A 24,671-nucleotide genomic window follows, 5' to 3' on the forward strand; every position below is an offset into this window, starting at 1 on the left:
CCGGCCATGACGACTCAAGAGGCCGGCACCGTGCGCCAGCAGCCCAACTCCCACTGCCACTTCTGCGGATCCCCCTACCCGCCCGGCACCGACCGCTGGCCCCGGACGTGCTCCGCCTGCACCGAGATCAGCTACCGCAACCCGCTGCCGGTCGTCGTCACCCTCCTCCCCGTCACCTGGGGCGACAGCGCCCCCGGCCTCGTGGTCATCCGCCGCACCATCGAGCCCGGCTACGGCGAACTCGCCCTCCCCGGCGGCTACATCGACTACGGCGAGAGCTGGCAGCAGGCCTGCGTGCGCGAGCTGCGCGAGGAGACCGGCATCCTCGCCGAGCACACCGACATCACCCTGGTCGCCACCGACTCCGACACCCGCGGCGGCTTCCTCTGCCTCTTCGGGCTCCTCCCCGCCCGCCCGCTCGCCGACCTCCCGCCCTCCGTCCCCACCGACGAGACCGACGGCTGGCAGCTCTCCACCCCCGAGACCCCGCTCGCCTTCCCCTTCCACACCCGTGTCTCCCGCTCCTGGTTCAACGGCGAATTCACCCGCCCCTGACCAGCGGCGGCCGCGCCGGGCAGACCCTGGCGCCCCGGCCGCTCACATGGCAGGGTCTGCACCGACAGCCCCCAACCGGACGCGGGCTCTGCCACAAGCGACCCCGTCCGCCCTCATCACCGGCCGGGAGACCACCACCGTGAGCACCCCACCCCAGGACCAGCCGCTCTGGCGCCCGAACCCCGAGCGTGCCGCCGGCACCGGGATCGTGGCCTTCCAGGCCTGGGCCGCCCAGCACCACGGCGCCCCGGCCGCCCCGCTCGCACCCACCGCCTCGGACGCCGAGGCCGCCGCCCGCTACGCCGCCCTGCACGCCTGGTCGGTCGAGGACCTCGACCGCTTCTGGACCGCCGTCACCCAGTGGTTCGACGTCCGCTTCACCCAGGCCCCCGATGCCGTCCTCGCCGACCCCGCGATGCCCGGCGCCCGCTGGTTCCCCGGCGCCCGCCTCAACTACGCCGAGCACGCCCTGCGCGCCGGCGAGCAGGCCGAGAACGCCGACCGCCCCGCCGTCCTCCACCTCGACGAGACCACCGACGAGCCGCTCGTCCTCACCTGGGCCGAACTCCGCCGACAGGTCGGCTCCCTCGCCGCCGCCCTGCGCGCCCGCGGCGTCCGCCCCGGCGACCGCGTCGGCGCCTACCTGCCCAACATCCCGCAGGCCGCCGTCGCCCTCCTCGCCACCGCCGCCGTCGGCGCCGTCTGGACCAGCTGCGCCCCCGACTTCGGCGCCCGCAGCGTCCTCGACCGCCTCCAGCAGATCGAGCCGGTCGTCCTCTTCGCCGTCGACGGCTACCACTACGGCGGCAAGGACCACGACCGGACCGAGGTCGTCGCCGAACTCCGCCGCGAACTCCCCACCCTGCACACCGTCGTGCACGTCCCCCTGCTCGGCGCCCCCGCCCCCGAGGGCGCCCTGGCCTGGGACGACCTGACCGCCGAGGACACCGAGCCGGTCTTCGAGGCCGTCCCCTTCGACCACCCGCTCTGGGTCCTCTACTCCTCCGGCACCACCGGCCTGCCCAAGGCCATCGTCCAGAGCCAGGGCGGCATCCTGGTCGAGCACCTCAAGCAGGCCGGCCTCCACCTCGACCTCGGCCCCGAGGACCGCTTCCTCTGGTACACCTCCACCGGCTGGATGATGTGGAACTTCCTCCTCGCCGGCCTCCTCGTCGGATCCACCGTCGTCACCTACGACGGCAGCCCGGGCCACCCCGACACCGGCGCCTTCTGGTCCGTGGCCGCACGCACCCGCGCCACCGTGCTCGGCACCTCCGCCGCCTACGTCATCGCCAGCCGCAAGGCCGACCTCCACCCCGGCCGGGACCTCGACCTCTCCGCCGTCCGCTGCCTCGGCACCACCGGCTCCCCGCTGCCGCCCGACGGCTTCCGCTGGATCTACGAGGAGGTCAAGCAGGACGTCTGGCTCGCCTCCGTCAGCGGCGGCACCGACGTCTGCTCCTGCTTCGTCGGCGGCGTCCCCACCCTCCCGGTCCACCTCGGCGAGATCCAGGCCCCCAGCCTCGGCGCCGCCGTCGAGTCCTGGGACGTCAACGGCCGCCCGCTCACCGACGAGGTCGGCGAACTCGTCGTCACCAAGCCCATCCCGTCCATGCCCACCGGCTTCTGGAACGACCCCGAGGGCACCCGGTACCACGACAGCTACTTCGACGTGTACCCCGGCATCTGGCGCCACGGCGACTGGATCACCGCCACCTCCCGCGGCACCGTCGTCATCCACGGCCGCTCCGACTCCACCCTCAACCGCCAGGGCGTCCGGATGGGCTCCTCGGACATCTACGAGGTCGTCGAGCGCCTCCCCGAGATCGCCGAATCCCTGGTCATCGGCCTGGAGGAGCCCGACGGCGGCTACTGGATGCCGCTCTTCGTCGTCCTGACCCCCGGCGCCGAGCTCGACCAGGACCTCATCGGCCGCATCCGCACCTCGCTGCGCACCGAGCTCTCCCCGCGCCACGTCCCCGACGAGGTCATCGCCGTCCGGGGCCTGCCGCACACCCTCACCGGCAAGCGGATCGAGGTCCCGGTCAAGCGCCTGCTCTCCGGCACCCCGCTCGACCAGGCCGTCAACCCCGGCTCCGTCGACAACCTCGACCACCTGCGCTGGTTCGAGCAGCTCCGCCAGGAGCGCGAGCGCGCCGCCACCACCGAGTGACCGACCCCCCCGACACGCCGAAGGGGCCCGCTCCACCAGGTGGTGGAGCGGGCCCCTTCGGCATGCTCTGCCGTTGTGCTCAGTCGCTGTGTCCCGCGACCGCTACTCGCCCGACAGCACCTGCTGCGCCGCGGCCCGCGCCTCCTCGGCACTGTCCGCCGCCCGCGCCGCCTCGGCGGCCCGGCGGCACTGCGCCAGTGTGTACTTGCCCAGCGCCGTCCGCACATAGGGGATCGACGCCGCGCCCATCGACAGGCTGGTGACACCGAGACCGGTCAGCACCACGGCCAGCAGCGGGTCGGCGGCCGCCTCGCCGCAGACGCCGCAGCTCTTGCCCTCGGCCTGCGCGGCCTCGGCGGCGAACGCGATCAGGTCCAGCAGCGCCGGCTGCCACGGGTCCTGCAGCCGGGCCAGCGCACCGACCTGGCGGTCTGCGGCGAAGGCGTACTGGGCCAGGTCGTTGGTCCCCAGGGAGAGGAACTCGACCTCCTGGAGGATCGAGCGCGCCCGCAGCGCGGCCGACGGGATCTCCACCATCGCGCCGAACTTGGCGCTCAGCCCGGCCTCGCGACACGCCGCGGCGAAGTCCTTGGCGTCCTTGCGGTCGGCCACCATCGGGGCCATCACCTCAAGGTGCACCGGCAGGCCCTCGGCGGCCGTCGCCAGCGCCCGCAGCTGGGTCCGGAGCACCTCGGGGTGCTCCAACAGGGTGCGCAGACCGCGCACACCCAGCGCCGGGTTCGGCTCGTCGGCCGGGGTCAGGAAGTCCAGCGGCTTGTCCGCGCCCGCGTCGAGCACCCGGACCACGACCCGGCCCTCCGGGAACGCCTCCAGCACCTTGCGGTACGCCTCGACCTGCTTCTCCTCGGTCGGAGCCTTCGCCGAGTCGTCCAGGAAGAGGAACTCGGTGCGGAACAGACCGACACCCTCGGCGCCCGCCTCCAGCGCGGCCGGCAGGTCGCCCGGACCGCCGACGTTGGCCAGCAGCGGCATCCGGTGCCCGTCCGAGGTCGCGCCCGGACCGGAGGAGGCGGCCAGCGCCGCCCTGCGCTCGGCGGCGATCCGGCGCAGCTCCTCCTGCTTCTCCGTGCTCGGCTCGACCAGCACGTCACCGGAGCTGCCGTCCACCGCGACGACCGTGCCCTCGGCCACGTCGGCCGCCCCCGGCAGCGCGACCACGGCCGGTACGCCCATGGCCCGCGCCAGGATGGCGCTGTGGCTGGTCGGCCCGCCCTCCTCGGTCACGAAGCCGAGCACCAGCGTCGGGTCCAGCAGCGCGGTGTCGGCCGGCGCGAGGTCCCGGGCGAACAGCACGTACGGCTCGTCGCTGTCCGGCACACCCGGCATCGGGACGCCCAGCAGGCGCGCGACGATCCGGTTCCGCACGTCGTCCAGGTCGGCGACCCGGCCGGCCAGGTACTCCCCGGCAGAGGCGAGCAGCGCCCGGTAGGCGGCGAAGGCGTCGTACACGCCGCGCTCGGCGCTGCTGCCGACCGCGATCCGGCGGGACACGTCGGCCATCAGCTCCGGGTCCTGCGCCATCAGCGCCTGGGCCTCCAGCACGGCCTGGGCCTCGCCGCCCGCCAGGTTGCCGCGGGCGTTCAGGTCCGCAGCAACGGCCTCGACGGCTGCCTGGGCGCGGGCCTGCTCGCGCGGAGCGTCCTCGGTCGGGATCTGGGTGGCCGGGGGCTCCAGCACCGCGGTGCCCATGTGCCGCACCTGGCCGATCGCGACTCCGTGGCTGACACCCACGCCTCGCAGCGTCTTCTCCATGTCTTTCTCCGTGAGAGAGGCGGCCCCGCCGGGTACCGCTGTGTGCCGGGCCGCCCCGACCGGAGCGGTGGGGCGGGTGTGTCCTGTAAGAGGGGAGAGGTCAGCTCCAGCTGAACAGGGCGTCGCCGACGGCGACCTCCCCGCTCTCCAGCAGCTCGCCGAGCGAGTCGGGGGCGGCCTCCAGCGCGACGATCGGCGAGATCGGCGACTTGCCGGCGGCCTCGACGGCGGCCGGGTCCCACTTGATGACGGCCTGGCCGCGGGTGACGGTGTCCCCCTTGTTGACGAGCAGCTCGAAGCCCTCGCCGTTCAGCTGGACGGTGTCGATGCCCAGGTGGGTCAGGACCCCGTGTCCGTCCGCGTCGACGACGACGAACGCGTGCGGGTGCATCGAGACGACCACGCCGTCGACCGGGGCCACGGCCTCGGTCGGCCGACGCACCGGGTCGATCGCGGTGCCGGGGCCGACCATCGCACCCGAGAACACGGGGTCCGGCACGCCGGCGAGCCCTACGACCCGGCCGGTCAGCGGCGACGTCACAGTGGTCATGGATGAGCCTCCCAAGTGCGCAGTACAGGCGAGCGGCCGCGAACGCGGCGGGGTGATCGACTGAAGCCTAAATCATGTCAACTTCGGACATCCGCTGACATTCCGGGTGGTCGGCCGCGCCGTCCGCCCTCACCAGTCAGTCATCTCGGCGACCACTAGTGGTCTAGTCCTCTTGGTCGATGCGCCGCACTCTACAGGCATCTTGGCGAATCGGGACCATTGCTGTATATGCTCGCGAGAGCAACAAATCACGCGTCCGACCGGGTGACACCGGCGCGGCCCGATTCGCGCTCGGCCCGACGACCCGCTATGGTTGGTCGAGTCGCCGCAAGTCGACGGTTAACACCAGATTTCAGAAACGAAAAGCGCCGGTTAAACAACGGCAAACGGATCTGATAGGCTGGGAACACGAAAGAACGAAGCGCCCGGAGGGCCGGTGTGAAAGCCGCCTGAAGGAAGTGTCCGTTCCTTGAGAACTCAACAGCGTGCCAAAAGTCAACGCCAGATATGTTGACATCCCCGGCCTCGGACTTGTTCCGGGGTTGGAGATTCCTTTTGAAGTAAAACACTAGCGAGGACGCAGTGCGCGGGGCCGCCCAATTCCGGTGGTTGCCGTGCCGCTCGACGCGAGTGTAGACCGGCCCCTTCTAATCATTGGGCCGAGTAAACATTCACGGAGAGTTTGATCCTGGCTCAGGACGAACGCTGGCGGCGTGCTTAACACATGCAAGTCGAACGGTGAAGCCCTTCGGGGTGGATCAGTGGCGAACGGGTGAGTAACACGTGGGCAATCTGCCCTGCACTCTGGGACAAGCCCTGGAAACGGGGTCTAATACCGGATATGACCTGGGACCGCATGGTCCCGGGTGTAAAGCTCCGGCGGTGCAGGATGAGCCCGCGGCCTATCAGCTTGTTGGTGGGGTAATGGCCTACCAAGGCGACGACGGGTAGCCGGCCTGAGAGGGCGACCGGCCACACTGGGACTGAGACACGGCCCAGACTCCTACGGGAGGCAGCAGTGGGGAATATTGCACAATGGGCGAAAGCCTGATGCAGCGACGCCGCGTGAGGGATGACGGCCTTCGGGTTGTAAACCTCTTTCAGCAGGGAAGAAGCGCAAGTGACGGTACCTGCAGAAGAAGCACCGGCTAACTACGTGCCAGCAGCCGCGGTAATACGTAGGGTGCGAGCGTTGTCCGGAATTATTGGGCGTAAAGAGCTCGTAGGCGGCCTGTCGCGTCGGATGTGAAAGCCCGGGGCTCAACCCCGGGTCTGCATTCGATACGGGCAGGCTAGAGTGTGGTAGGGGAGATCGGAATTCCTGGTGTAGCGGTGAAATGCGCAGATATCAGGAGGAACACCGGTGGCGAAGGCGGATCTCTGGGCCATTACTGACGCTGAGGAGCGAAAGCGTGGGGAGCGAACAGGATTAGATACCCTGGTAGTCCACGCCGTAAACGTTGGGAACTAGGTGTTGGCGACATTCCACGTCGTCGGTGCCGCAGCTAACGCATTAAGTTCCCCGCCTGGGGAGTACGGCCGCAAGGCTAAAACTCAAAGGAATTGACGGGGGCCCGCACAAGCAGCGGAGCATGTGGCTTAATTCGACGCAACGCGAAGAACCTTACCAAGGCTTGACATATACCGGAAACGGCCAGAGATGGTCGCCCCCTTGTGGTCGGTATACAGGTGGTGCATGGTTGTCGTCAGCTCGTGTCGTGAGATGTTGGGTTAAGTCCCGCAACGAGCGCAACCCTTGTTCTGTGTTGCCAGCATGCCTTTCGGGGTGATGGGGACTCACAGGAGACTGCCGGGGTCAACTCGGAGGAAGGTGGGGACGACGTCAAATCATCATGCCCCTTATGTCTTGGGCTGCACACGTGCTACAATGGTCGGTACAAAGGGCTGCGATGCCGCGAGGCGGAGCGAATCCCAAAAAGCCGGCCTCAGTTCGGATTGGGGTCTGCAACTCGACCCCATGAAGTTGGAGTTGCTAGTAATCGCAGATCAGCATGCTGCGGTGAATACGTTCCCGGGCCTTGTACACACCGCCCGTCACGTCACGAAAGTCGGTAACACCCGAAGCCGGTGGCCTAACCCGTAAGGGGAGGAGCCGTCGAAGGTGGGACCAGCGATTGGGACGAAGTCGTAACAAGGTAGCCGTACCGGAAGGTGCGGCTGGATCACCTCCTTTCTAAGGAGCAATGTGCCGCTTGCAGGCGAATGTCCTGCACGGTTGCTCATGGGTGGAACGTTGACTATTCGGCACACTTGGTTGGCATCCGTCAGTACTGCTTCGGCGTGGAAAACGGATTGTTGATCGGGTGTGTCGGGCACGTTGTTGGGTCCTGAGGGAACGGCCGTGAGGCTGTTGCTTCAGTGATGCCGGTCTCATGCGAGGCAAGTTTTCGGACTTGTCGAGTGTGGGTGTCTGGTCGTTGTTTGAGAACTGCACAGTGGACGCGAGCATCTGTGGCCAAGTTTTTAAGGGCGCACGGTGGATGCCTTGGCACCAGGAACCGATGAAGGACGTGGGAGGCCACGATAGTCCCCGGGGAGCCGTCAACCAGGCTTTGATCCGGGGGTTTCCGAATGGGGAAACCCGGCAGTCGTCATGGGCTGTCACCCATACCTGAACACATAGGGTATGTGGAGGGAACGCGGGGAAGTGAAACATCTCAGTACCCGCAGGAAGAGAAAACAACCGTGATTCCGGGAGTAGTGGCGAGCGAAACCGGATGAGGCTAAACCATGAGCGTGTGAGACCCGGCAGGGGTTGCGCTGATGGGGTCGTGGGATTTTTCTTGACCGGTCTGCCGGCCGGTCGGCGAGTCAGAAACCGTACAGGTAGTCGAAGGACATGCGAAAGGTCCGGCGTAGAGGGTAAGACCCCCGTAGACGAAATCTGTACGGCTCGTTTGAAGAACTCCCAAGTAGCACGGGGCCCGAGAAATCCCGTGTGAATCTGGCGGGACCACCCGCTAAGCCTAAATATTCCCTGGTGACCGATAGCGGATAGTACCGTGAGGGAATGGTGAAAAGTACCGCGGGAGCGGAGTGAAATAGTACCTGAAACCGTGTGCCTACAAGCCGTGGGAGCGTCGGACATGCAGCTTGCTGTGTGTCTCGTGACTGCGTGCCTTTTGAAGAATGAGCCTGCGAGTTTGCGGTGTGTAGCGAGGTTAACCCGTGTGGGGTAGCCGTAGCGAAAGCGAGTCCGAACAGGGCGATACAGTTGCATGCCCAAGACCCGAAGCGGAGTGATCTAGCCATGGGCAGGTTGAAGCGGAGGTAAGACTTCGTGGAGGACCGAACCCACCAGGGTTGAAAACCTGGGGGATGACCTGTGGTTAGGGGTGAAAGGCCAATCAAACTCCGTGATAGCTGGTTCTCCCCGAAATGCATTTAGGTGCAGCGTCACGTGTTTCTTGCCGGAGGTAGAGCACTGGATAGGCGATGGGCCTCACCGGGTTACTGACCTTAGCCAAACTCCGAATGCCGGTAAGTGAGAGCGTGGCAGTGAGACTGTGGGGGATAAGCTCCATGGTCGAGAGGGAAACAGCCCAGAACACCGACTAAGGTCCCTAAGCGTGTGCTAAGTGGGAAAGGATGTGGAGTCGCAGAGACAACCAGGAGGTTGGCTTAGAAGCAGCCACCCTTGAAAGAGTGCGTAATAGCTCACTGGTCAAGTGATTCCGCGCCGACAATGTAGCGGGGCTCAAGCACATCACCGAAGTCGTGTCATTGCAGCATATAGGGCCAACGCCTGCTGTGATGGGTAGGGGAGCGTCGTGTGCCGGGTGAAGCGGCGGTGGAAACCAGTCGTGGACGGTACACGAGTGAGAATGCAGGCATGAGTAGCGATACAAGAGTGGGAAACTCTTGCGCCGATTGACCAAGGGTTCCTGGGTCAAGCTGATCTGCCCAGGGTAAGTCGGGACCTAAGGCGAGGCCGACAGGCGTAGTCGATGGACAACGGGTTGATATTCCCGTACCCGCTTTGAAGCGCCAACGCTGAACCAGGTGATGCTAAAGCCGTGAAGCCGGCCCGGAGTCTTCGGACGAAGGGACGTGGTGGAGCCGCTGGACCAAGTCTGTACTAGGTGAGCGATGGGGTGACGCAGGAAGGTAGTCCAGCCCGGGCGGTGGTTGTCCCGGGGTAAGGGTGTAGGCCGAGTGATAGGCAAATCCGTCACTCATCAAGGCTGAGACCTGATGCCGAGCCGATTGTGGTGAAGTGGATGATCCTATGCTGTCGAGAAAAGCCTCTAGCGAGTTTCATGGCGGCCCGTACCCCAAACCGACTCAGGTGGTCAGGTAGAGAATACCGAGGCGTTCGGGTGAACTATGGTTAAGGAACTCGGCAAAATGCCCCCGTAACTTCGGGAGAAGGGGGCCATTCCTGGTGACGGCACTTGCTGCCAGAGCTGGGGGTGGCCGCAGAGACCAGCGAGAAGCGACTGTTTACTAAAAACACAGGTCCGTGCGAAGCCGTAAGGCGATGTATACGGACTGACGCCTGCCCGGTGCTGGAACGTTAAGGGGACCGGTTAGCTCTGATTCGTCGGGGCGAAGCTGAGAACTTAAGCGCCAGTAAACGGCGGTGGTAACTATAACCATCCTAAGGTAGCGAAATTCCTTGTCGGGTAAGTTCCGACCTGCACGAATGGCGTAACGACTTCTCGACTGTCTCAACCATAGGCCCGGTGAAATTGCATTACGAGTAAAGATGCTCGTTTCGCGCAGCAGGACGGAAAGACCCCGGGACCTTTACTATAGCTTGATATTGGTGTTCGGTTCGGCTTGTGTAGGATAGGTGGGAGACTTTGAAGCCGTGACGCCAGTCATGGTGGAGTCGTCGTTGAAATACCACTCTGGTCGTGCTGGATGTCTAACCTGGGTCCGTGATCCGGATCAGGGACAGTGTCTGGTGGGTAGTTTAACTGGGGCGGTTGCCTCCTAAAGAGTAACGGAGGCGCCCAAAGGTTCCCTCAGCCTGGTTGGCAATCAGGTGTTGAGTGTAAGTGCACAAGGGAGCTTGACTGTGAGACTGACGGGTCGAGCAGGGACGAAAGTCGGGACTAGTGATCCGGCGGTGGCTTGTGGAAGCGCCGTCGCTCAACGGATAAAAGGTACCCCGGGGATAACAGGCTGATCTTCCCCAAGAGTCCATATCGACGGGATGGTTTGGCACCTCGATGTCGGCTCGTCGCATCCTGGGGCTGGAGTAGGTCCCAAGGGTTGGGCTGTTCGCCCATTAAAGCGGTACGCGAGCTGGGTTTAGAACGTCGTGAGACAGTTCGGTCCCTATCCGCTGTGCGCGTAGGAGTGTTGAGAAGGGCTGTCCCTAGTACGAGAGGACCGGGACGGACGAACCTCTGGTGTGCCAGTTGTCCTGCCAAGGGCATGGCTGGTTGGCTACGTTCGGGAGGGATAACCGCTGAAAGCATCTAAGCGGGAAGCCTGCTTCGAGATGAGCACTCCCACCTCCTTGAGAGGGTAAGGCTCCCAGTAGACGACTGGGTTGATAGGCCGGATATGGAAGCCCTGTGAGGGGTGGAGTTGACCGGTACTAATAGGCCGAGGGCTTGTCCTCAGTTGCTCGCGTCCACTGTGTTGTTCTGAAACAACGACCCCCATACCAAGGTCACGGTGTGGGTGCGGTTGACAGTTTCATAGTGTTTCGGTGGTCATAGCGTGAGGGAAACGCCCGGTTACATTCCGAACCCGGAAGCTAAGCCTCACAGCGCCGATGGTACTGCAGGGGGGACCCTGTGGGAGAGTAGGACGCCGCCGAACAAATTTTCTGGAAGAGCCCCCGCCGGTAATCGGTCGGGGGCTTTTCTGTTGTAAGGTCGACGTGAAAAGTTGCCATACGTGACAGGAGGTCCCCGGGTGGAGGTCCAGGAGACGCGGGTCCAGACCGATCGCGTCCTCACCATCCCCAACCTGCTGAGCATGGGCCGGCTGGTCGGTGTTCCGCTGTTCCTCTGGCTGATCCTCTGGCCGGTGTTCGACGGTCCGAACAACGACGGGTGGGCGTTGCTGATCCTGATGCTCAGTGGCATCAGTGATTACCTGGACGGGAAACTCGCGCGCAGGTGGGGGCAGATCAGCCGGGTGGGGCAGCTGCTCGACCCGCTGGCGGACCGTCTCTTCGTGCTTTCCACCCTGGTCGGTCTGACCTGGCGTGAGATCCTGCCGTGGTGGGTGACGGCGATCCTGCTGGCGCGCGAGGTGTTTATCGCGGCGCTGCTGCCGATTCTCAACCGGCACGGCTACGGACCGTTGCAGGTGAGTTTCCTGGGGAAGGCCGCGACATTCAATCTGATGTACGGGTTTCCGCTTCTGCTGCTCGGTGCCGGGGACAGCTGGATCGCCCGGCCGGCCGAGATCGTCAGCTGGGCGTTCATCTGGTGGGGTGCCACGCTGTACTGGTGGGCCGCCATTCTTTACGCCGTTCAGGTGCGACAGATCATCCGCGGTCGCGCGACCTCCTCGCCGTCCACGGTCTGAGACGTGATCTGAGAGAAGTCCCACCTCGCCGCGGTGCGTCGGACGATACCTTCCGGGTAGACCTCCACTGGAACGGTTTGATGGACCTGAACGGTCCACCACCGCGAAGGAGGACGCACCCGTAATGAAAGCCGTAGTTATGGCAGGGGGCGAAGGCACTCGACTTCGCCCGATGACCTCAAGCATGCCGAAGCCACTGCTCCCGGTCGCCAATATGCCGATCATGGAGCATGTGCTTCGACTGCTGAAGCGGCACGGTCTCTCCGACACCGTCGTGACCGTCCAGTTCCTGGCCTCACTGGTGAAGAACTACTTCGGTGACGGCGAAGAGCTGGGCATGCATCTCACCTATGCGAACGAGGAGACCCCACTCGGCACTGCGGGGAGTGTCAAGAACGCCGAGGACGCCCTCAAGGACGACTCCTTCCTGGTGATCTCCGGCGACGCTTTGACGGACTTCAACCTCTCGGAATTGATCGAGTTCCACCGCAGCAAGAACGCATTGGTCACCGTCTGTCTCACCAGGGTGCCGAATCCCCTGGAGTTCGGTATCACGATCACCGACGACGAGGGCCGGGTCGAGCGCTTCCTGGAGAAGCCGACCTGGGGGCAGGTCTTCTCGGACACGGTGAACACCGGTATCTACGTGATGGAGCCCGAGGTCTTCGACTACGTCGCGGCCGGCGAGTCGGTGGACTGGTCGAGCGACGTGTTCCCGCAGTTGCTCAAGGAGGGCAAGCGGGTCTACGGCTACGTGGCCGAGGGCTACTGGGAGGACGTGGGCACCCACGAGAGCTACGGCAAGGCCCAGGCGGACGTCCTGGACGGCAAGGTCGAGGTGGAGCTCGACGGCTTCGAGATCTCGCCGGGCGTCTGGGTGGCCGAGGGGGCTGAGGTGGACCCGGAGGCGATTCTCCGCGGTCCGCTGTACATCGGCGACTACGCCAAGGTCGAGGCGGGCGTCGAGATCCGCGAGCACACCGTGCTCGGCAGCAACGTCGTGGTCAAACGCGGCGCCTTCCTCCACAAGGCGGTCGTGCACGACAACGTCTACATCGGGCCGCAGAGCAATCTGCGGGGCTGTGTGGTCGGCAAGAACACCGATGTGATGCGGGCCGCGCGGATCGAGGACGGCGCCGTGATCGGCGACGAGTGCCTGGTCGGCGAGGAGTCGATCATCGGGGCCAACGTCCGGGTCTACCCGTTCAAGACCATCGAGGCCGGCGCGGTCGTCAACACCTCGGTGATCTGGGAGTCCCGGGGGCAGGAGCACCTGTTCGGGGTGCGCGGTGTCTCCGGCATCCTCAACGTCGAGATCACCCCGGAGCTGGCAGTCCGGCTGGCCGGGGCGTACGCGACGACCTTGAAGAAGGGTGCGACCGTCACCATCGCGCGTGACCACTCGCGTGGCGCGCGGGCGCTCAAGCGGGCGATGATCTCGGCGTTGCAGACCAGCGCGATCGACGTCCGCGACCTGGAGAACGTGCCGATGCCGGTGGCGCGGCAGCACACCGCGCGGGGCAGTGCCGGCGGGATCTTCCTGCGCACCACCCCCGGGGTGCCGGACTCGCTGGACATCCTGTTCTTCGACGAGCGCGGCGCCGATCTGTCCCAGGCCGGGCAGCGCAAGCTCGACCGGGTCTACGCACGCCAGGAGTACCGGCGCGCGTTCCCGGGGGAGATCGGCGACCTGACCTTCCCGTCGAGCGTCTTCGACGGCTACGCGGGCAACCTGCTGCGGGCCGTGGACACCACGGGCGTGCGGGAGGCCGGTCTGAAGGTGGTCGTCGACACCGCGCACGGCAGCGCGGGGCTCGTACTGCCGAGCATCCTCGGCCGGCTCGGCGTGGAGGCGCTGACCGTCTCCGGCGGGCTGGACGAGGCACGGCCGACCGAGGACGCCGAGGAGCGGCGGGCCGGGCTGGCCCGGCTCGGCGAGCTGGTCGCGTCCTCGCGCGCCGCCTTCGGCGTGCGGTTCGACCCCGTGGGCGAGCGGGTGGCCTTCGTGGACGAGCTCGGCCGGGTGATCGACGACGACCGGGCGCTGCTGGTCCTGCTGGACCTGGTCGCGGCCGAGCGCCGCAGCGGGCAGGTCGCGCTCCCGGTCACCACGACCCGGATCGCCGAGCAGGTCGCGGCGTACCACGGCACGCAGGTCATCTGGACCACGACGACGCCGGACGACCTGGCCAAGGCGGCCGCCGCCGAGGGCACGGTGTTCGGTGGCGACGGCCGGGGCGGTTTCGTGGTGCCGGAGTTCAGCGGGGTACTGGACGGCGCCGCGGCCTTCGTCCGGCTGGTCGGCCTGGTGGCCAGGACCCAGCTCACCCTGAGCCAGATCGACGCGCGGATCCCGCAGGCGCACATCCGCCGCCGGGACATCGCGACGCCGTGGGCGGCGAAGGGCATGGTGATGCGCTCGGTGGTCGAGGCGGCCGGTACCCGGCAACTGGACACCACGGACGGTGTGCGCGTGGTCGAGGCGGACGGGCGGTGGACGCTGGTGCTGCCCGATCCGGCCGAGGCGGTCACCCATCTGTGGGCGGAGGGACCGGACGACGCGGCGACCGAGGCCCTGCTCGACGAGTGGGCGGCGGTGGTCGACAGCGCCGGGCGCTGAGTCCGGGGCGGGGCGGAGTGGCGGTTGCCGCTCCGCCCCGCTGTCCGTTTCGGGCAGTTGGTCGCGTTCCGCCGTATTTGGAATATTTGCAGGTCAGGGGGCGTGCGCAGGGCCCTCGCGCGACATGGGACGATGGTCGGCATGTCAGCGACGCCGGGGCAGGGTGCCAGCAGTGGACGGTACAACCGTCCGGATGCCTCGATGTCCCTGCTGACCAATGTGATGGACCACAGCCTCGACGAGGGCTACGCCGAGGCGGCGGCCGCGCGGGGCGGGGACGGACCGTACCGGATACCGGGGACGGTGCGCGGGCTGATCACCCTGGGGGCCGGGCTGGCGCTGGTCGGCGCGGTCGTCACGGTCGGGGCGGTGAACGCGCACAAGGCGGAGCCGACCCTGGCCAAGGAGCGCGATGCCCTGATCCACCGGATCAACGACGCCAACGGCTCGGCCGACCACCTTCAGCAGCAGGTCCAGGACCTGCGCCGGAAGGTCGACAGCACCCAGCGGCAGGCGCTCGCCCCGGGCGAGGGCGACCCGGCGGCGCTGGCCGGCGCGGTCGGCCTGGGCGAGGTCACCGGCCCGGGTATGAAGCTGGTGGTGGAGGACGCGGCCGGGACGGGTGCCGGCGGGAACGTCGACCCGCGTGCCGGGCAGGGCTTCTCCAACAGCGGGCGGCTGCGCGACCGGGACCTCCAGCTGGTGGTGAACGGACTCTGGGCCTCGGGTGCGGAGGCGGTCTCCATCAACGGGCAGCGGCTCACCGCGCTCTCGGCGATCCGCGCGGCCGGCGAAGCCGTCCTGGTGGACAACCGGCCGCTGGTGCCGCCGTACACCGTGCAGGCGCTGGGGGACGGACCGAGGCTGCTGGCAGCCTTCGAGAGTGCCATGGCCGGTCAGTACCTGCGGTTGCTGCAGGAGAAGTACGGCATCAAGTCGACCCTGTCGGCCCAGAAGAGTCTGACGCTGCCCGCGGCCGTCGGGGTGAGCCTGCGGACCGCGCAGCCCGCGGGGCCCGAGGCCTCGCCGACCGGTGTTCCGACGGGTGGCGCGAGCGGTTCGGCGTCCGGGAGCCCCTCGCCGTCGCCGTCCGCCCCGGCCTCCTCCGATCCGTCCGCCGGGGCCTCGCCCTCGGCGAAGCCGAGCGGGTCGACCCCCGCCAAGCGCTCACCGAGTACACCGGCCAGAGCCACCACCTCACCGCCCCCGGCGTCCTCCCCGCCCGCCAAGGGCTCCCGCCCGTCCACCACGACCACCGGGTCGTCCTCCGCAGCGACTGGAGCAGCTACACCGTGATTGCCGTACTGGGTCTCGTGATCGGCGTCGTCGTCGGACTCTTCGTCCAGCCCGAGGTACCCGATGCCGTGGTGCCCTATCTGCCGATCGCGGTGGTGGCGGCGCTGGACGCGGTCTTCGGCGGCGTCCGGGCGATGCTGGACGGCATCTTCGACGACAAGGTGTTCATCGTGTCGTTCCTGTCCAACGTGGTGGTGGCGGCGCTGATCGTCTTCCTCGGCGACCAGCTGGGGGTCGGCTCGCAGCTGTCCACCGGCGTGGTCGTCGTCCTCGGCATCCGCATCTTCTCCAACGCGGCCGCGATCAGGCGCCATGTCTTCCGCGCCTGAGCCGGGCCGCGGGCGCGCGGCGGAGGAGGAAGTGGACGGATCGGCGGGAGAAGTCGTGCGGGACGAGAAGCAAGGGGAAAGGTCCCCGGACGGGACGGTGGCCGTCGGGGGCGAGGACGGCGCGGTTGCGGAGCGGGCCGGGGAGCGCGAGGGGCCGGTGCCCGGGCGTCCGTGCGGTCGCCCGGCCGGACCGGTCGGACGGACCCCCGAGGCCGAGGTCGAGCCGGAGCCGGAGCGCGTACACGAGCGTGTCCAGGAGCCCGAGCGAGTGCCCGGGCCCGTGACGCGGCCGGTCCCCGGGGCCGAGGCCGGGCGCGCCCCAGGGGCGGTGCCCGTGTCCGGGCCTGCGCCCTCGCCCGAGCCCGTGCCGAAGCCCGAGCCTGCGCCGAAGCCCGAGTCGAAGCCTTTGCCGGTGCCCGCGCCGGAGCTTCTGCCGGTGCCCGCACCCAAGTCCGTGCCCGCACCCAAGTCCGCGCCCGCACCCAAGTCCGCGCCGGAGCCCGAATGCGAGTCCGAGCCCGAGGACGAGCCCGGGTTCGAGGCGGATCCGGAGGAGGTCGAGCCCGCGCCGATGTCGGTGTCCGCGCGGGCGGTGGACCGCCACTCCGGACGGCGCCGGCTCAAGGCGGCGCTGTGGCCGCCGAGGATGTCGCGCGGTCAGCTGGTGGTGGCCGTGCTGCTGTTCGCGCTCGGTCTGGGGCTCGCGATCCAGGTCCGCTCGACCAATGACCACCACAGCCAGTTGCGCGGCGCGCGCCAGGAGGACCTGGTTCGTATCCTCGACGAACTGGACAGCCGTCAGCAGCGTCTCCAGCAGGAGAAGGCGGAGTTGGAGCAGTCCCTGGCCAAGTTGGAGAACAGCTCCAACCAGGCCAAGGAAGCCCAGGAGCAGACCAGGAAGAAGGTGACGGAACTCGGCGTGCTCGCCGGGACCGTCAAGGCCACAGGTCCGGGCATCGTACTGACGGTCGATGATCCCCAAGGGCAGGTGAAGGCAGATATGCTGCTGGACACCCTGCAGGAACTACGAGCGGCGGGGGCGGAGGCGATTCAGATCAACGATGTGCGCGTGGTGGTCAACACCTTCTTCACGGACGTGTCCGGCGGCGGTGTGCAGATCGACGGCAAGAAGGTCTCGGCTCCTTATCGCTTCACTGTCGTGGGTAACCCGCAGGACCTCACCCCCGCGCTGAACATCCCGGGGGGTGTCGTCCGTACTCTGGAGAGCCACCAGGCGCGTGCGACGATCTCCCAGCAGCAGAAGGTGGTCGTCGACGCACTCGTCGATCTGAAGACGCCGCAGTACGCCAAGCCGGCTCCGAAGTGACCAGCACACTCGGAGTGCCACTCCCGCCGGCCCGATCCACGACCGGGCCCGCAGTCTGTCCGAGGTTCTCACCCTGCCCCACGGGCGGGTCTGTCACACGCAAGGGGATTCGCCCGTGAGTTTCTTCTCGAAGTTGTTCGGTCGTAACAAGGGCCGCGACGCGGCCGCCGCGGAGGCGCCGACCGCGCTGCACCGCCGTGACGACGAGCCCGGTGTGCCGGGCATGCGCTCCGCCCCTGAGGGCGCGGAGTACGCCGAGCGCCCCATGTTCCGGGACGGCGCCGGGGCCCACTACGCGGGGAATCAGGCGGGCTACGGCGCGTCGGTTGACCCCTCCGGCGCGCCGCGCATAGGTTTCCCGTCAGCACCCTCAACCTCTGGTGGAGGGTTTGCTCCGGACCCGTACGCCGGGCACAACCCGTCGGGTGTGCCGCGCCAGGAGGCTGTGAACATGGCTGGCCCCACTCCGTGCCCCAGGTGCGGCAACCAGAACCCGGCCTCGGCCCGGTTCTGTTCCAACTGCGGTACGGCGCTGCGCGGTGGGCTGCTGCCCGAGGGATCGGCCGAGACCACCTCGACCATTTCGATCTCCGGCCTGGAGTCGTACGACCCCAACACCACGACCGGGACCGGCACGCCGGCGCTCTCGGCCGAGGTGCTGGCGGCGATCGACGCGCTGCCGCCGGGCTCGGCCCTGCTGATCGTCCAGCGCGGCCCGAACTCCGGCAGCCGCTTCCTGCTGGACTCGGACAAGACCACGGCCGGCCGCCACCCGCAGGGCGACATCTTCCTCGACGACGTCACGGTCTCCCGCAAGCACGTGGAGTTCCGCCGGACGCCGGGCGGCGGCTTCACCGTCGCCGACGTGGGCAGCCTCAACGGCACCTACGTCAACCGGGAGCGGATCGACGAGGTCGGCCTGAACAACGGTGACGAGGTCCAGATCGGGAAGTACCGGCTGGTCTTCTTCGCCAGCCACAACCGGGGGTACTGAAACCAACGTCGGCAGGAGCCCGAGTGAGTACGAACACCCCTTCCTCTCCTCTCGGGGCGGCCACCCCCGCGTCGTCCGGTCCCAGGCCGGACCAGGGCGCGCGGGGCGTGGTCGCGGCCCCCAGGCAGCCGGCCCGTCCGGACCGGCCCGTCGGGCGGCGGCGCGGCGGCGACGAACTGCTGAGCATCGGCGCGGTGCTGGCCTTCCTGCGTGACGACTTCCCCGAGGTCACCATCTCCAAGATCCGCTTCCTGGAGGCGGAGGGGCTGGTCGAGCCGCAGCGCACGCCCTCGGGGTACCGCAAGTTCAGTCCGGCCGACGTCGAGCGGCTGGCCTACGTGCTGAGGATGCAGCGCGACCACTATCTGCCGCTGCGGGTGATCCGCGAGCACCTCGACGCGATCGAGCGCGGCGAGGCCCCGCCCGCGCTGCCCGCCGCGGACACCCGGCCGGGCCCGCTGGAGGAGGCCGACCGCGAGCTGACCGCCGGGTCCGAGGTCGCCACCGGGGTGCGGCTGGGCCGCGCCGAACTGCTGGCGGCCGCCGAGGCCGGCGAGGCCGCGCTGGCCGAGTGGGAGGCCTACGGGCTGGTCGCCCCGGGGCCGGACGGCGGGTACGACGGCGAGGCGCTGCAGGTCGCCAGGCTGGTCGCGGAGCTCGGCCGGTTCGGGCTGGAGCCCCGGCACCTGCGGGCCATGAAGGCCGCCGCGGACCGGGAGATCGCGCTGGTCGAGCAGATCGTGGCGCCGCTGCGGCGGCACCGGAACCCGCAGACCCGGGCGCACGCCGAGGCGACCGCCCGGGAGCTGGCGACACTCTCGGTACGGCTGCACGCGGCCATGGTGCAGGCGGGTCTGCGGGCCCGTCCGTAGGCCCTCTCCTGCGGATCGCGTCGGACCGGCGGTCGCCGGCTGAGCACGCACCTCGCCGGGGCCCTGACCAGCGCCGTCGGCGCTGCGCTTTCATATCCGGGTCGGGAGCCATAGGGTTGCGTGTGTGAATGAGCTCGACGTCGTGGGTGTCCGGGTGGAGATGCCTTCCAACCAGCCGATCGTGCTGCTCCGCGAGGTCGGGGGCGATCGGTACCTGCCCATCTGGATCGGCCCGGGCGAGGCGACCGCGATCGCCTTCGCCCAGCAGGGCATGACGCCGGTGCGCCCGCTGACGCACGACCTCTTCAAGGACGTCCTGGAAGCCCTCGGCCAGCAGCTCACCGAGGTTCGGATCACCGACCTCCGCGAGGGCGTCTTCTACGCCGAGCTGGTCTTCGCCGGCGGGGTGGAGGTCAGCGCCCGGCCGTCCGACGCGATAGCGCTGGCGCTGCGCACCGGGACGCCGATCTACGGGAGCGAGGAGGTGCTCGCCGAGGCGGGCATCGCGATCCCGGACGAGCAGGAGGACGAGGTCGAGAAGTTCCGCGAGTTCCTGGACCAGGTCTCGCCGGAGGACTTCGGCGGCAGCGGCCCGCAGTAGTCCCGCCGCCGTCCCGCGGTGGCCCCCCGGGGCAGCTCGCCGACGGCTCGGTGGCGGTCGTCCGTGCGGTTCCCGCTCCCGGGTTTAGGGCTCGCGGGCGATGGCCGTTTTGCCAAAAAACGCGCACCTACCCACACTGGGGGCACGAAAAACCACCCGCCTGAGTGATGTGGTCTGTTCGGCCCGGCGTGGCGATCGTTGACGGGCCATAGGGGACTGCCTACCGTCAGGAGGGGCTGCCCGGGTGTCCGACACCCGCGGCCCGGTTTGCCCGCAGCACGAGTGGACGGAGGTAGGCATGACCGGCACTGGCGACGAAGTGGCCACGGGAGGCCTGTGCACCGTGCATCTGCCGCGCACCGCCCGCACCGTGACCGAACTGCCCCGGACGGAGCTGCCCAGGGTGAGCCGGTTCCCGGCCGTGCAGCCCGGCCCGCCGGCGATCGAGCGGCTCGCGCCGACCTCCGAGCTGATCGGCTACCGAGGGCCGACCGCCTGCACGGCGGCCGGCATCACCTACCGGCAGTTGGACTACTGGGCCCGCACCGGGCTGCTGGCGCCGAGCGTGCGCTCGGTGTACCCCGCGAGCAGCCAGCGGCTCTACAGCTTCCTCGACATCCTGCTGCTGAAGATCGTCAAGCGGCTGCTGGACGCCGGGGTCTCGCTGCAGAACATCCGGGTGGCGGTCGCCCATCTGCAGGCCTCGGCCGAGGTGGCCGACCTGACCGGGCTGACCCTGATGTGCGACGGCGCGACGGTGTACGAGTGCACGACGCCCCAGCAGGTGGTCGATCTGATGAAGGGCGGCCAGGGGGTGTTCGGCATCGCGGTCGGCGCGGTCTGGCGGGAGCTGGAGCTGACCCTGGCCCGGCTGCACGCCGAGCGGACCGACACCGGTGAGACGGTGGTCGGCCACGATCCGGCGGACGAGCTGGCGCAGCGGCGCAACCGCGCGGTGTAGGGACTCTCCCGCGCGACGCGGGGACTTCGGAACGATGCCGTGGGCCCGGACGGGGAACCGTCCGGGCCCACGGCATCGTCGTGCCCGGTGAGCCGAGACGAGGGAGGGCACGTGCGGTTCGGTTCCGGCATTCCCGGACTGGTGGCGCGCAGGGCGGTGGGGTTCGGCCGGCGGCTGCGCCGGCGTTCGGCCCAGCGGCGGCTGTTCCAGCTGGTGACGCTCGGCTGCTCACTGGCGCTCGCGCCGAGCGCCTGGCTCTGGATCTCGGCCGGCGACCGGGTGGGGACGGTGGCGAGCGCGCCGTCGGCGCCGGTGGCGGTGGTGTTCGGTGCCGGGCTGTTCGACGGGAAGCCCTCGCCGTACCTGGCGCACCGTCTGGACGCGGCGGTGGAGCTGTACGAGCGGCAGAAGGTCCGGGCGATCCTGGTGACCGGCGACAACGGCCGGAGCAGCTACGACGAGACCGACGCGATGCGCCGGTACCTGGTCGAGCACGGGGTGCCGGAGGTGCGGGTGGTGGGTGACTACGCGGGCTTCGACACCTGGGACTCCTGCACCCGGGCGCACCGGATCTTCGGGGTGGACCGGGCGGTGCTGGTGAGTCAGGACTTCCACGTCCGCCGGGCGCTGGCGCTCTGCGAGGCGGCGGGGATCGACTCGTACGCGGTGGGCGTGCCGGAGGTCAGGGACCTCACCTGGCTGTACGGCGGCTTCCGGGAGGTCCCGGGGGCCGGGAAGGCGCTGCTGAACGCCTGGCTGCGGCCGGACCCGCTGTTCCTCGGGCCGCCGGAGCCGGGTGTGCCGAGGGCGCTGGCGGACGCCGGCGCGGCCGGTGGGGGCGGCGGCGCGGGCGTGGGCTGACCCCCGGCGGCCGGGTTCGGACACGTTGTCGGACCCGTGCGGGATGATCGGCGGGTGCGGTCACTGCCGAGCATCATCCACCTCGACATGGACGCCTTCTTCGCGGCGGTGGAGCAGGCGGCCAAGCCGAGCCTGCGCGGCAAGCCGGTGATCGTCGGCGGGCTGGGCGGGCGCGGGGTGGTGTCGACCGCGTCCTACGAGGCGCGGAAGTTCGGGGTCCACTCGGCCATGCCGATGGCGCAGGCGCGCCGGCTCTGTCCGAACGCGGCCTTCCTGGCCGGTCGTTTCGAGGCGTACCGGCGGGCGAGCGGGCTGGTGATGGGGCTGCTGCGGGAGCTGTCGCCGCTGGTGCAGCCGCTCAGCCTGGACGAGGCGTTCGTCGACCTGGAGGCCGGTCCGTACGGGCCTGTGCTCGCCGAGGCGGAGCACGGGACGGGGGAGCGGCTGCTGCTGGCGCTGGCCGAGGACCTGCGCGCGGACATCGTGGAGCGGACCGGGCTGACCGCCTCGGTCGGGGTGGCCGGGTCGAAGCTGATGGCCAAGATCGCCTCCGAGCAGGCCAAGCCGGACGGTCTGGTGCTGATCGAGCCGGGGCAGGAGCGCGCGGTGCTCGGGCCGATGCCGGTGCGGGCGCTGCCCGGGATCGGCCCGGCCACCGAGCAGGTGCTGCGGCGGGCGGGGCTGAACACGGTGGCCGAGCTCGCGGAGGCGGGCGAGGCGGAGCTGGTGCAGCTGCTGGGGAAGGCGCACGGCGTCGGTGTCCACGCCATGTCCATAGGGCTGGACGACCGGCCGGTGGTGGCGGACCAGGACGCCAAGTCGGTGTCGGTGGAGGACACCTTCGAGGTCGACCTGGCCGACCGGGACCGGGTGCTGCGCGAGGTGGAGGCGCTGGCGCAGCGCTGTGTGCGGAGGCTGCGCGGGGCCGGGCGCTCGGGGCGGACGGTGGTGCTGAAGGTGCGGCGGTTCGACTTCTCGACGCTGACCCGTTCGGAGACGCTGCGGGGGCCGACGGACGACGAGGCGGTGGTGGTCGAGACGGCGCGCCGGCTGGCCTCGCAGGTGGACATCACGGGCGGGGTGCGGCTGCTGGGCGTCGGGGTGGCGCAGCTGGCCGACTACACCCAGGAGGACCTCTTCGCGCAGGCCGTCCGGGAGGAGGCAGCCGAGGCGGCGGCGGGGGCCGAGGCCGGGGCGGGTGCGGAGGAGGAGCCGGAGCCGGCCGAGGAGCAGGCGGTGCCGGTGCGCCGCTGGCTGCCCGGGCAGGACGTGCGGCATGCCGAGCACGGGCCGGGGTGGGTGCAGGGCAGCGGGGTGGGGCGGGTGACGGTCCGGTTCGAGACGCCGTGGAGCGGGCCCGGCCGGGTGCGGACCTTCCGGGTCGAGGATCCGGCGCTGGAGCCGGCCAGGCCGCTGCCGCTGCGTCCGGGGTGGCCCGGGGGCGAGGAGGGGGACGACGCGGAGGGCGTGGGGGAGGGTCCGGGGGAGGGCTGAGCGGTGCCCCTCGCCGGGTGCGGGAACGAAGCGGCTCCACTCGGCGGGGAGCCGGGTGGGGCCGCTTCGGTTCCGGGCCGCGGACGGTCGCGATGCCCTCGGCGACCGTCCTGGTCCGGTCCCCGCGCCCTGTCCCTGGGCGCGGGGCGGGACGCCTCGTCAGGCGTCGGTCTTGACCGGCTCGCGGCCGGAGGAGAGGTCCGCCGTCGTGTTGCCGGAGGCCACCGCGGTGGTCGGCCTGACGGTGCGGATCAGGAACGGCACGGCGCCGGCCACGATGCAGACCACGGCGGCGGTCCAGAACGCGTGCTTGTACGCGTCCAGGGTGGGCAGCGCGATCGGGATCGGCAGCTTCATGGTGTCGCCGGTGAGGATGGCGGCCATGACGGCGGTGCCGATCGCGCCGCCGACGGTGCGCAGTACGGCGTTCATGCCGTTGGCGATGCCGCTCTGCTCGACCGGGACGGCGCCGTTGATGTAGGCGGGCATGGCCGAGAAGGCGAGGCCGATGCCGAGGCCGAAGATGGCCGAAGAGAGGTAGATGTCGCCCTCGTGGCTGTGCCGCAGGGCCAGGTAGGCCATCGCGACGCCACCGAGGACGCCACCGAGGACCAGCGGCAGGCGGGGGCCGCGGCGGGCGATCAGCACGGCGCCGATCGGGGCGGCGACCATCGAGCCGAGGGCGGAGGGCAGCAGCATCACACCGGCGTGCAGCACGGTGGCGGTGAAGCCGTAGTGGGCGAACTTCTCCGGGGTCTGGGCGAAGTTGCTGATCACCATGAACGAGCCGTACATGCCGAAGCCGATGAGCAGGCCGGCCAGGTTGGTGAAGGCGACGGCCGGGCGGGACATCATCTTCATGTCGACCAGCGGGTGCTTGACCTTGACCTCGATGACACCCCAGAGCAGGGCGACCACGGCGGCGACGGCGAACAGGCCGAGGGTCTTGGTGGAGGTCCAGCCCCAGTGGTTGCCCTGGCTGACCGCGACGAGCAGGGCGGAGAGCCAGCCGGCCAGGGTGATGGCGCCGAGCGGGTCGGCGCCGCCCTCCTTGTCGGTGATCGGGTCGCTGGGCACCCGGAAGGCGACCAGGGCGATCGCGAGCAGGCCGAAGGCCAGGCCCATCCAGAAGATCGACTTGTAGCTCCAGTGCTCCAGCAGCAGGCCGGTGGCGACCAGGCCGAGGCCGCTGCCGACGCCCATCGAGGCGCTGATGGCGGCGACGCCGCCGGTCACCTTCTGCTTGGGGAGCTCGTCGCGGACGATGCTGATGGCCAGCGGGAGGACGCCACCGCCGGCGCCCTGGAGGACGCGGGCGACGACCAGCCAGGTGAAGGAGTGGGTCGAGACGGCGAGCGCGGAGCCCGCGACCAGGCCGGCGAGCGAGATCAGCAGCATCGGCTTGCGGCCGCGCAGGTCGCCGAAGCGGCCGAGCAGCGGGGTGAGCACGGCGGCGGACAGCAGATTGGCCGTCATCAGCCAGGTGATGCTGGAGCCGGAGACGCTCAGTTCCTTGGCGAGCGAGGGCAGGATCGGAACGACCGCGGTCTGCACCACGCTGAACGACAGCATCGCCAGGATGAGGGCCGGCAGGACCCGGGCGCTGCTCTGCTTCTCGGTCGTGGTGGTGGGCTGTGGTGCCTCACTCACGGTTGCTTCCTCTCGTACATAGTGAATGAACTGAAGTAACCATGCAGGGAGATACTTCAGTGTGTCAAATATTCATTGGTTAAGCCTTGGCAAAAAGGA

At 68.9% G+C, this 24,671-nt stretch carries 16 protein-coding genes and 3 rRNA genes; 16 read left to right on the top strand and 3 right to left on the bottom strand.

Annotated elements, in window-relative coordinates:
- Positions 1 to 6 precede the first annotated feature (6 nt).
- Both OG715_RS35260 and OG715_RS35265 read left to right on the top strand, forming a co-directional pair.
- On the top strand, positions 7 to 555 hold the full coding sequence (locus OG715_RS35260; protein ID WP_266273213.1) for an NUDIX domain-containing protein: 549 nt from the start codon (positions 7 to 9) through the stop codon (positions 553 to 555).
- Between the two features lie 46 nt (positions 556 to 601).
- Entirely contained in the window at positions 602 to 2,728 is a 2,127-nt protein-coding gene (locus tag OG715_RS35265; RefSeq protein WP_407661055.1) for an acetoacetate--CoA ligase, read from the top strand.
- Positions 2,729 to 2,830: 102 nt separating this feature from the next.
- Here OG715_RS35265 and ptsP read toward each other — a convergent pair whose 3' ends face one another.
- Together ptsP and OG715_RS35275 are read right to left on the bottom strand one after the other, a co-directional pair.
- On the bottom strand, positions 2,831 to 4,501 hold the full coding sequence (ptsP, locus tag OG715_RS35270; RefSeq protein WP_266273211.1) for a phosphoenolpyruvate--protein phosphotransferase: 1,671 nt from the start codon (positions 4,499 to 4,501) through the stop codon (positions 2,831 to 2,833).
- Positions 4,502 to 4,601: 100 nt separating this feature from the next.
- Positions 4,602 to 5,051, bottom strand: a complete 450-nt coding sequence (locus OG715_RS35275) for a PTS sugar transporter subunit IIA (RefSeq protein WP_266273210.1) — start codon at positions 5,049 to 5,051, stop codon at positions 4,602 to 4,604.
- Positions 5,052 to 5,721: 670 nt separating this feature from the next.
- Here OG715_RS35275 and OG715_RS35280 point away from each other — a divergent pair.
- The 14 genes from OG715_RS35280 (at position 5,722) to OG715_RS35345 (ending at position 22,922) form a co-directional block, all read left to right on the top strand.
- Positions 5,722 to 7,245, top strand: a 16S ribosomal RNA gene (locus OG715_RS35280).
- Between the two features lie 280 nt (positions 7,246 to 7,525).
- Positions 7,526 to 10,647 (top strand): 23S ribosomal RNA (locus OG715_RS35285).
- Positions 10,648 to 10,733: 86 nt separating this feature from the next.
- Positions 10,734 to 10,850: ribosomal RNA gene (gene rrf / locus OG715_RS35290) — 5S ribosomal RNA — on the top strand.
- The 16S, 23S and 5S rRNA genes sit together here, the layout of an rRNA operon.
- A gap of 96 nt (positions 10,851 to 10,946) precedes the next feature.
- Positions 10,947 to 11,567 carry a CDP-alcohol phosphatidyltransferase family protein gene (locus tag OG715_RS35295; protein WP_266273209.1) on the top strand — a complete coding sequence of 207 codons (621 nt, stop codon included), beginning with the start codon at positions 10,947 to 10,949 and terminating at the stop codon, positions 11,565 to 11,567.
- A 124-nt stretch (positions 11,568 to 11,691) separates the two neighbouring features.
- Positions 11,692 to 14,187, top strand: a complete 2,496-nt coding sequence (locus OG715_RS35300) for a mannose-1-phosphate guanyltransferase (protein ID WP_266273208.1) — start codon at positions 11,692 to 11,694, stop codon at positions 14,185 to 14,187.
- Positions 14,188 to 14,328: 141 nt separating this feature from the next.
- Positions 14,329 to 15,483, top strand: coding sequence for a DUF881 domain-containing protein (locus OG715_RS35305; RefSeq protein ID WP_323182212.1), 1,155 nt, complete (start codon positions 14,329 to 14,331; stop codon positions 15,481 to 15,483).
- The gene (locus tag OG715_RS35310) at positions 15,480 to 15,812 is read left to right on the top strand and encodes a small basic family protein (RefSeq protein WP_266273207.1); all 333 of its coding nucleotides are present in this window, start codon (positions 15,480 to 15,482) and stop codon (positions 15,810 to 15,812) included. Before OG715_RS35305 ends, OG715_RS35310 begins: the two co-directional genes overlap by 4 nt.
- 406 nt (positions 15,813 to 16,218) lie before the next feature.
- On the top strand, positions 16,219 to 17,139 hold the full coding sequence (locus tag OG715_RS35315) for a DUF881 domain-containing protein (RefSeq protein WP_407661149.1): 921 nt from the start codon (positions 16,219 to 16,221) through the stop codon (positions 17,137 to 17,139).
- Between the two features lie 451 nt (positions 17,140 to 17,590).
- Positions 17,591 to 18,133 carry an FHA domain-containing protein gene (locus tag OG715_RS35320; RefSeq protein ID WP_030397899.1) on the top strand — a complete coding sequence of 181 codons (543 nt, stop codon included), beginning with the start codon at positions 17,591 to 17,593 and terminating at the stop codon, positions 18,131 to 18,133.
- Between the two features lie 179 nt (positions 18,134 to 18,312).
- Positions 18,313 to 19,005, top strand: coding sequence for a transcriptional regulator FtsR (ftsR, locus tag OG715_RS35325; protein ID WP_266274582.1), 693 nt, complete (start codon positions 18,313 to 18,315; stop codon positions 19,003 to 19,005).
- A 124-nt stretch (positions 19,006 to 19,129) separates the two neighbouring features.
- Complete coding sequence (locus tag OG715_RS35330; protein WP_030303568.1) at positions 19,130 to 19,606, top strand: bifunctional nuclease family protein; 477 nt, start codon at positions 19,130 to 19,132, stop codon at positions 19,604 to 19,606.
- Between the two features lie 298 nt (positions 19,607 to 19,904).
- On the top strand, positions 19,905 to 20,567 hold the full coding sequence (locus tag OG715_RS35335) for a MerR family transcriptional regulator (protein WP_266273206.1): 663 nt from the start codon (positions 19,905 to 19,907) through the stop codon (positions 20,565 to 20,567).
- A 141-nt stretch (positions 20,568 to 20,708) separates the two neighbouring features.
- Complete coding sequence (locus OG715_RS35340) at positions 20,709 to 21,428, top strand: SanA/YdcF family protein (protein WP_407661150.1); 720 nt, start codon at positions 20,709 to 20,711, stop codon at positions 21,426 to 21,428.
- Positions 21,429 to 21,482: 54 nt separating this feature from the next.
- Positions 21,483 to 22,922 carry a DNA polymerase IV gene (locus OG715_RS35345; protein WP_266273205.1) on the top strand — a complete coding sequence of 480 codons (1,440 nt, stop codon included), beginning with the start codon at positions 21,483 to 21,485 and terminating at the stop codon, positions 22,920 to 22,922.
- 159 nt (positions 22,923 to 23,081) lie between these two features.
- Here the strand turns inward: OG715_RS35345 and OG715_RS35350 are convergent, their stop codons facing one another.
- Positions 23,082 to 24,572 carry an MFS transporter gene (locus tag OG715_RS35350; RefSeq protein ID WP_266273204.1) on the bottom strand — a complete coding sequence of 497 codons (1,491 nt, stop codon included), beginning with the start codon at positions 24,570 to 24,572 and terminating at the stop codon, positions 23,082 to 23,084.
- Positions 24,573 to 24,671 lie beyond the last annotated feature (99 nt).

It is taken from the genome of Kitasatospora purpeofusca (assembly GCF_036010405.1).
In the GTDB taxonomy this organism is placed as follows: Bacteria; Actinomycetota; Actinomycetes; order Streptomycetales; family Streptomycetaceae; genus Kitasatospora; species Kitasatospora purpeofusca.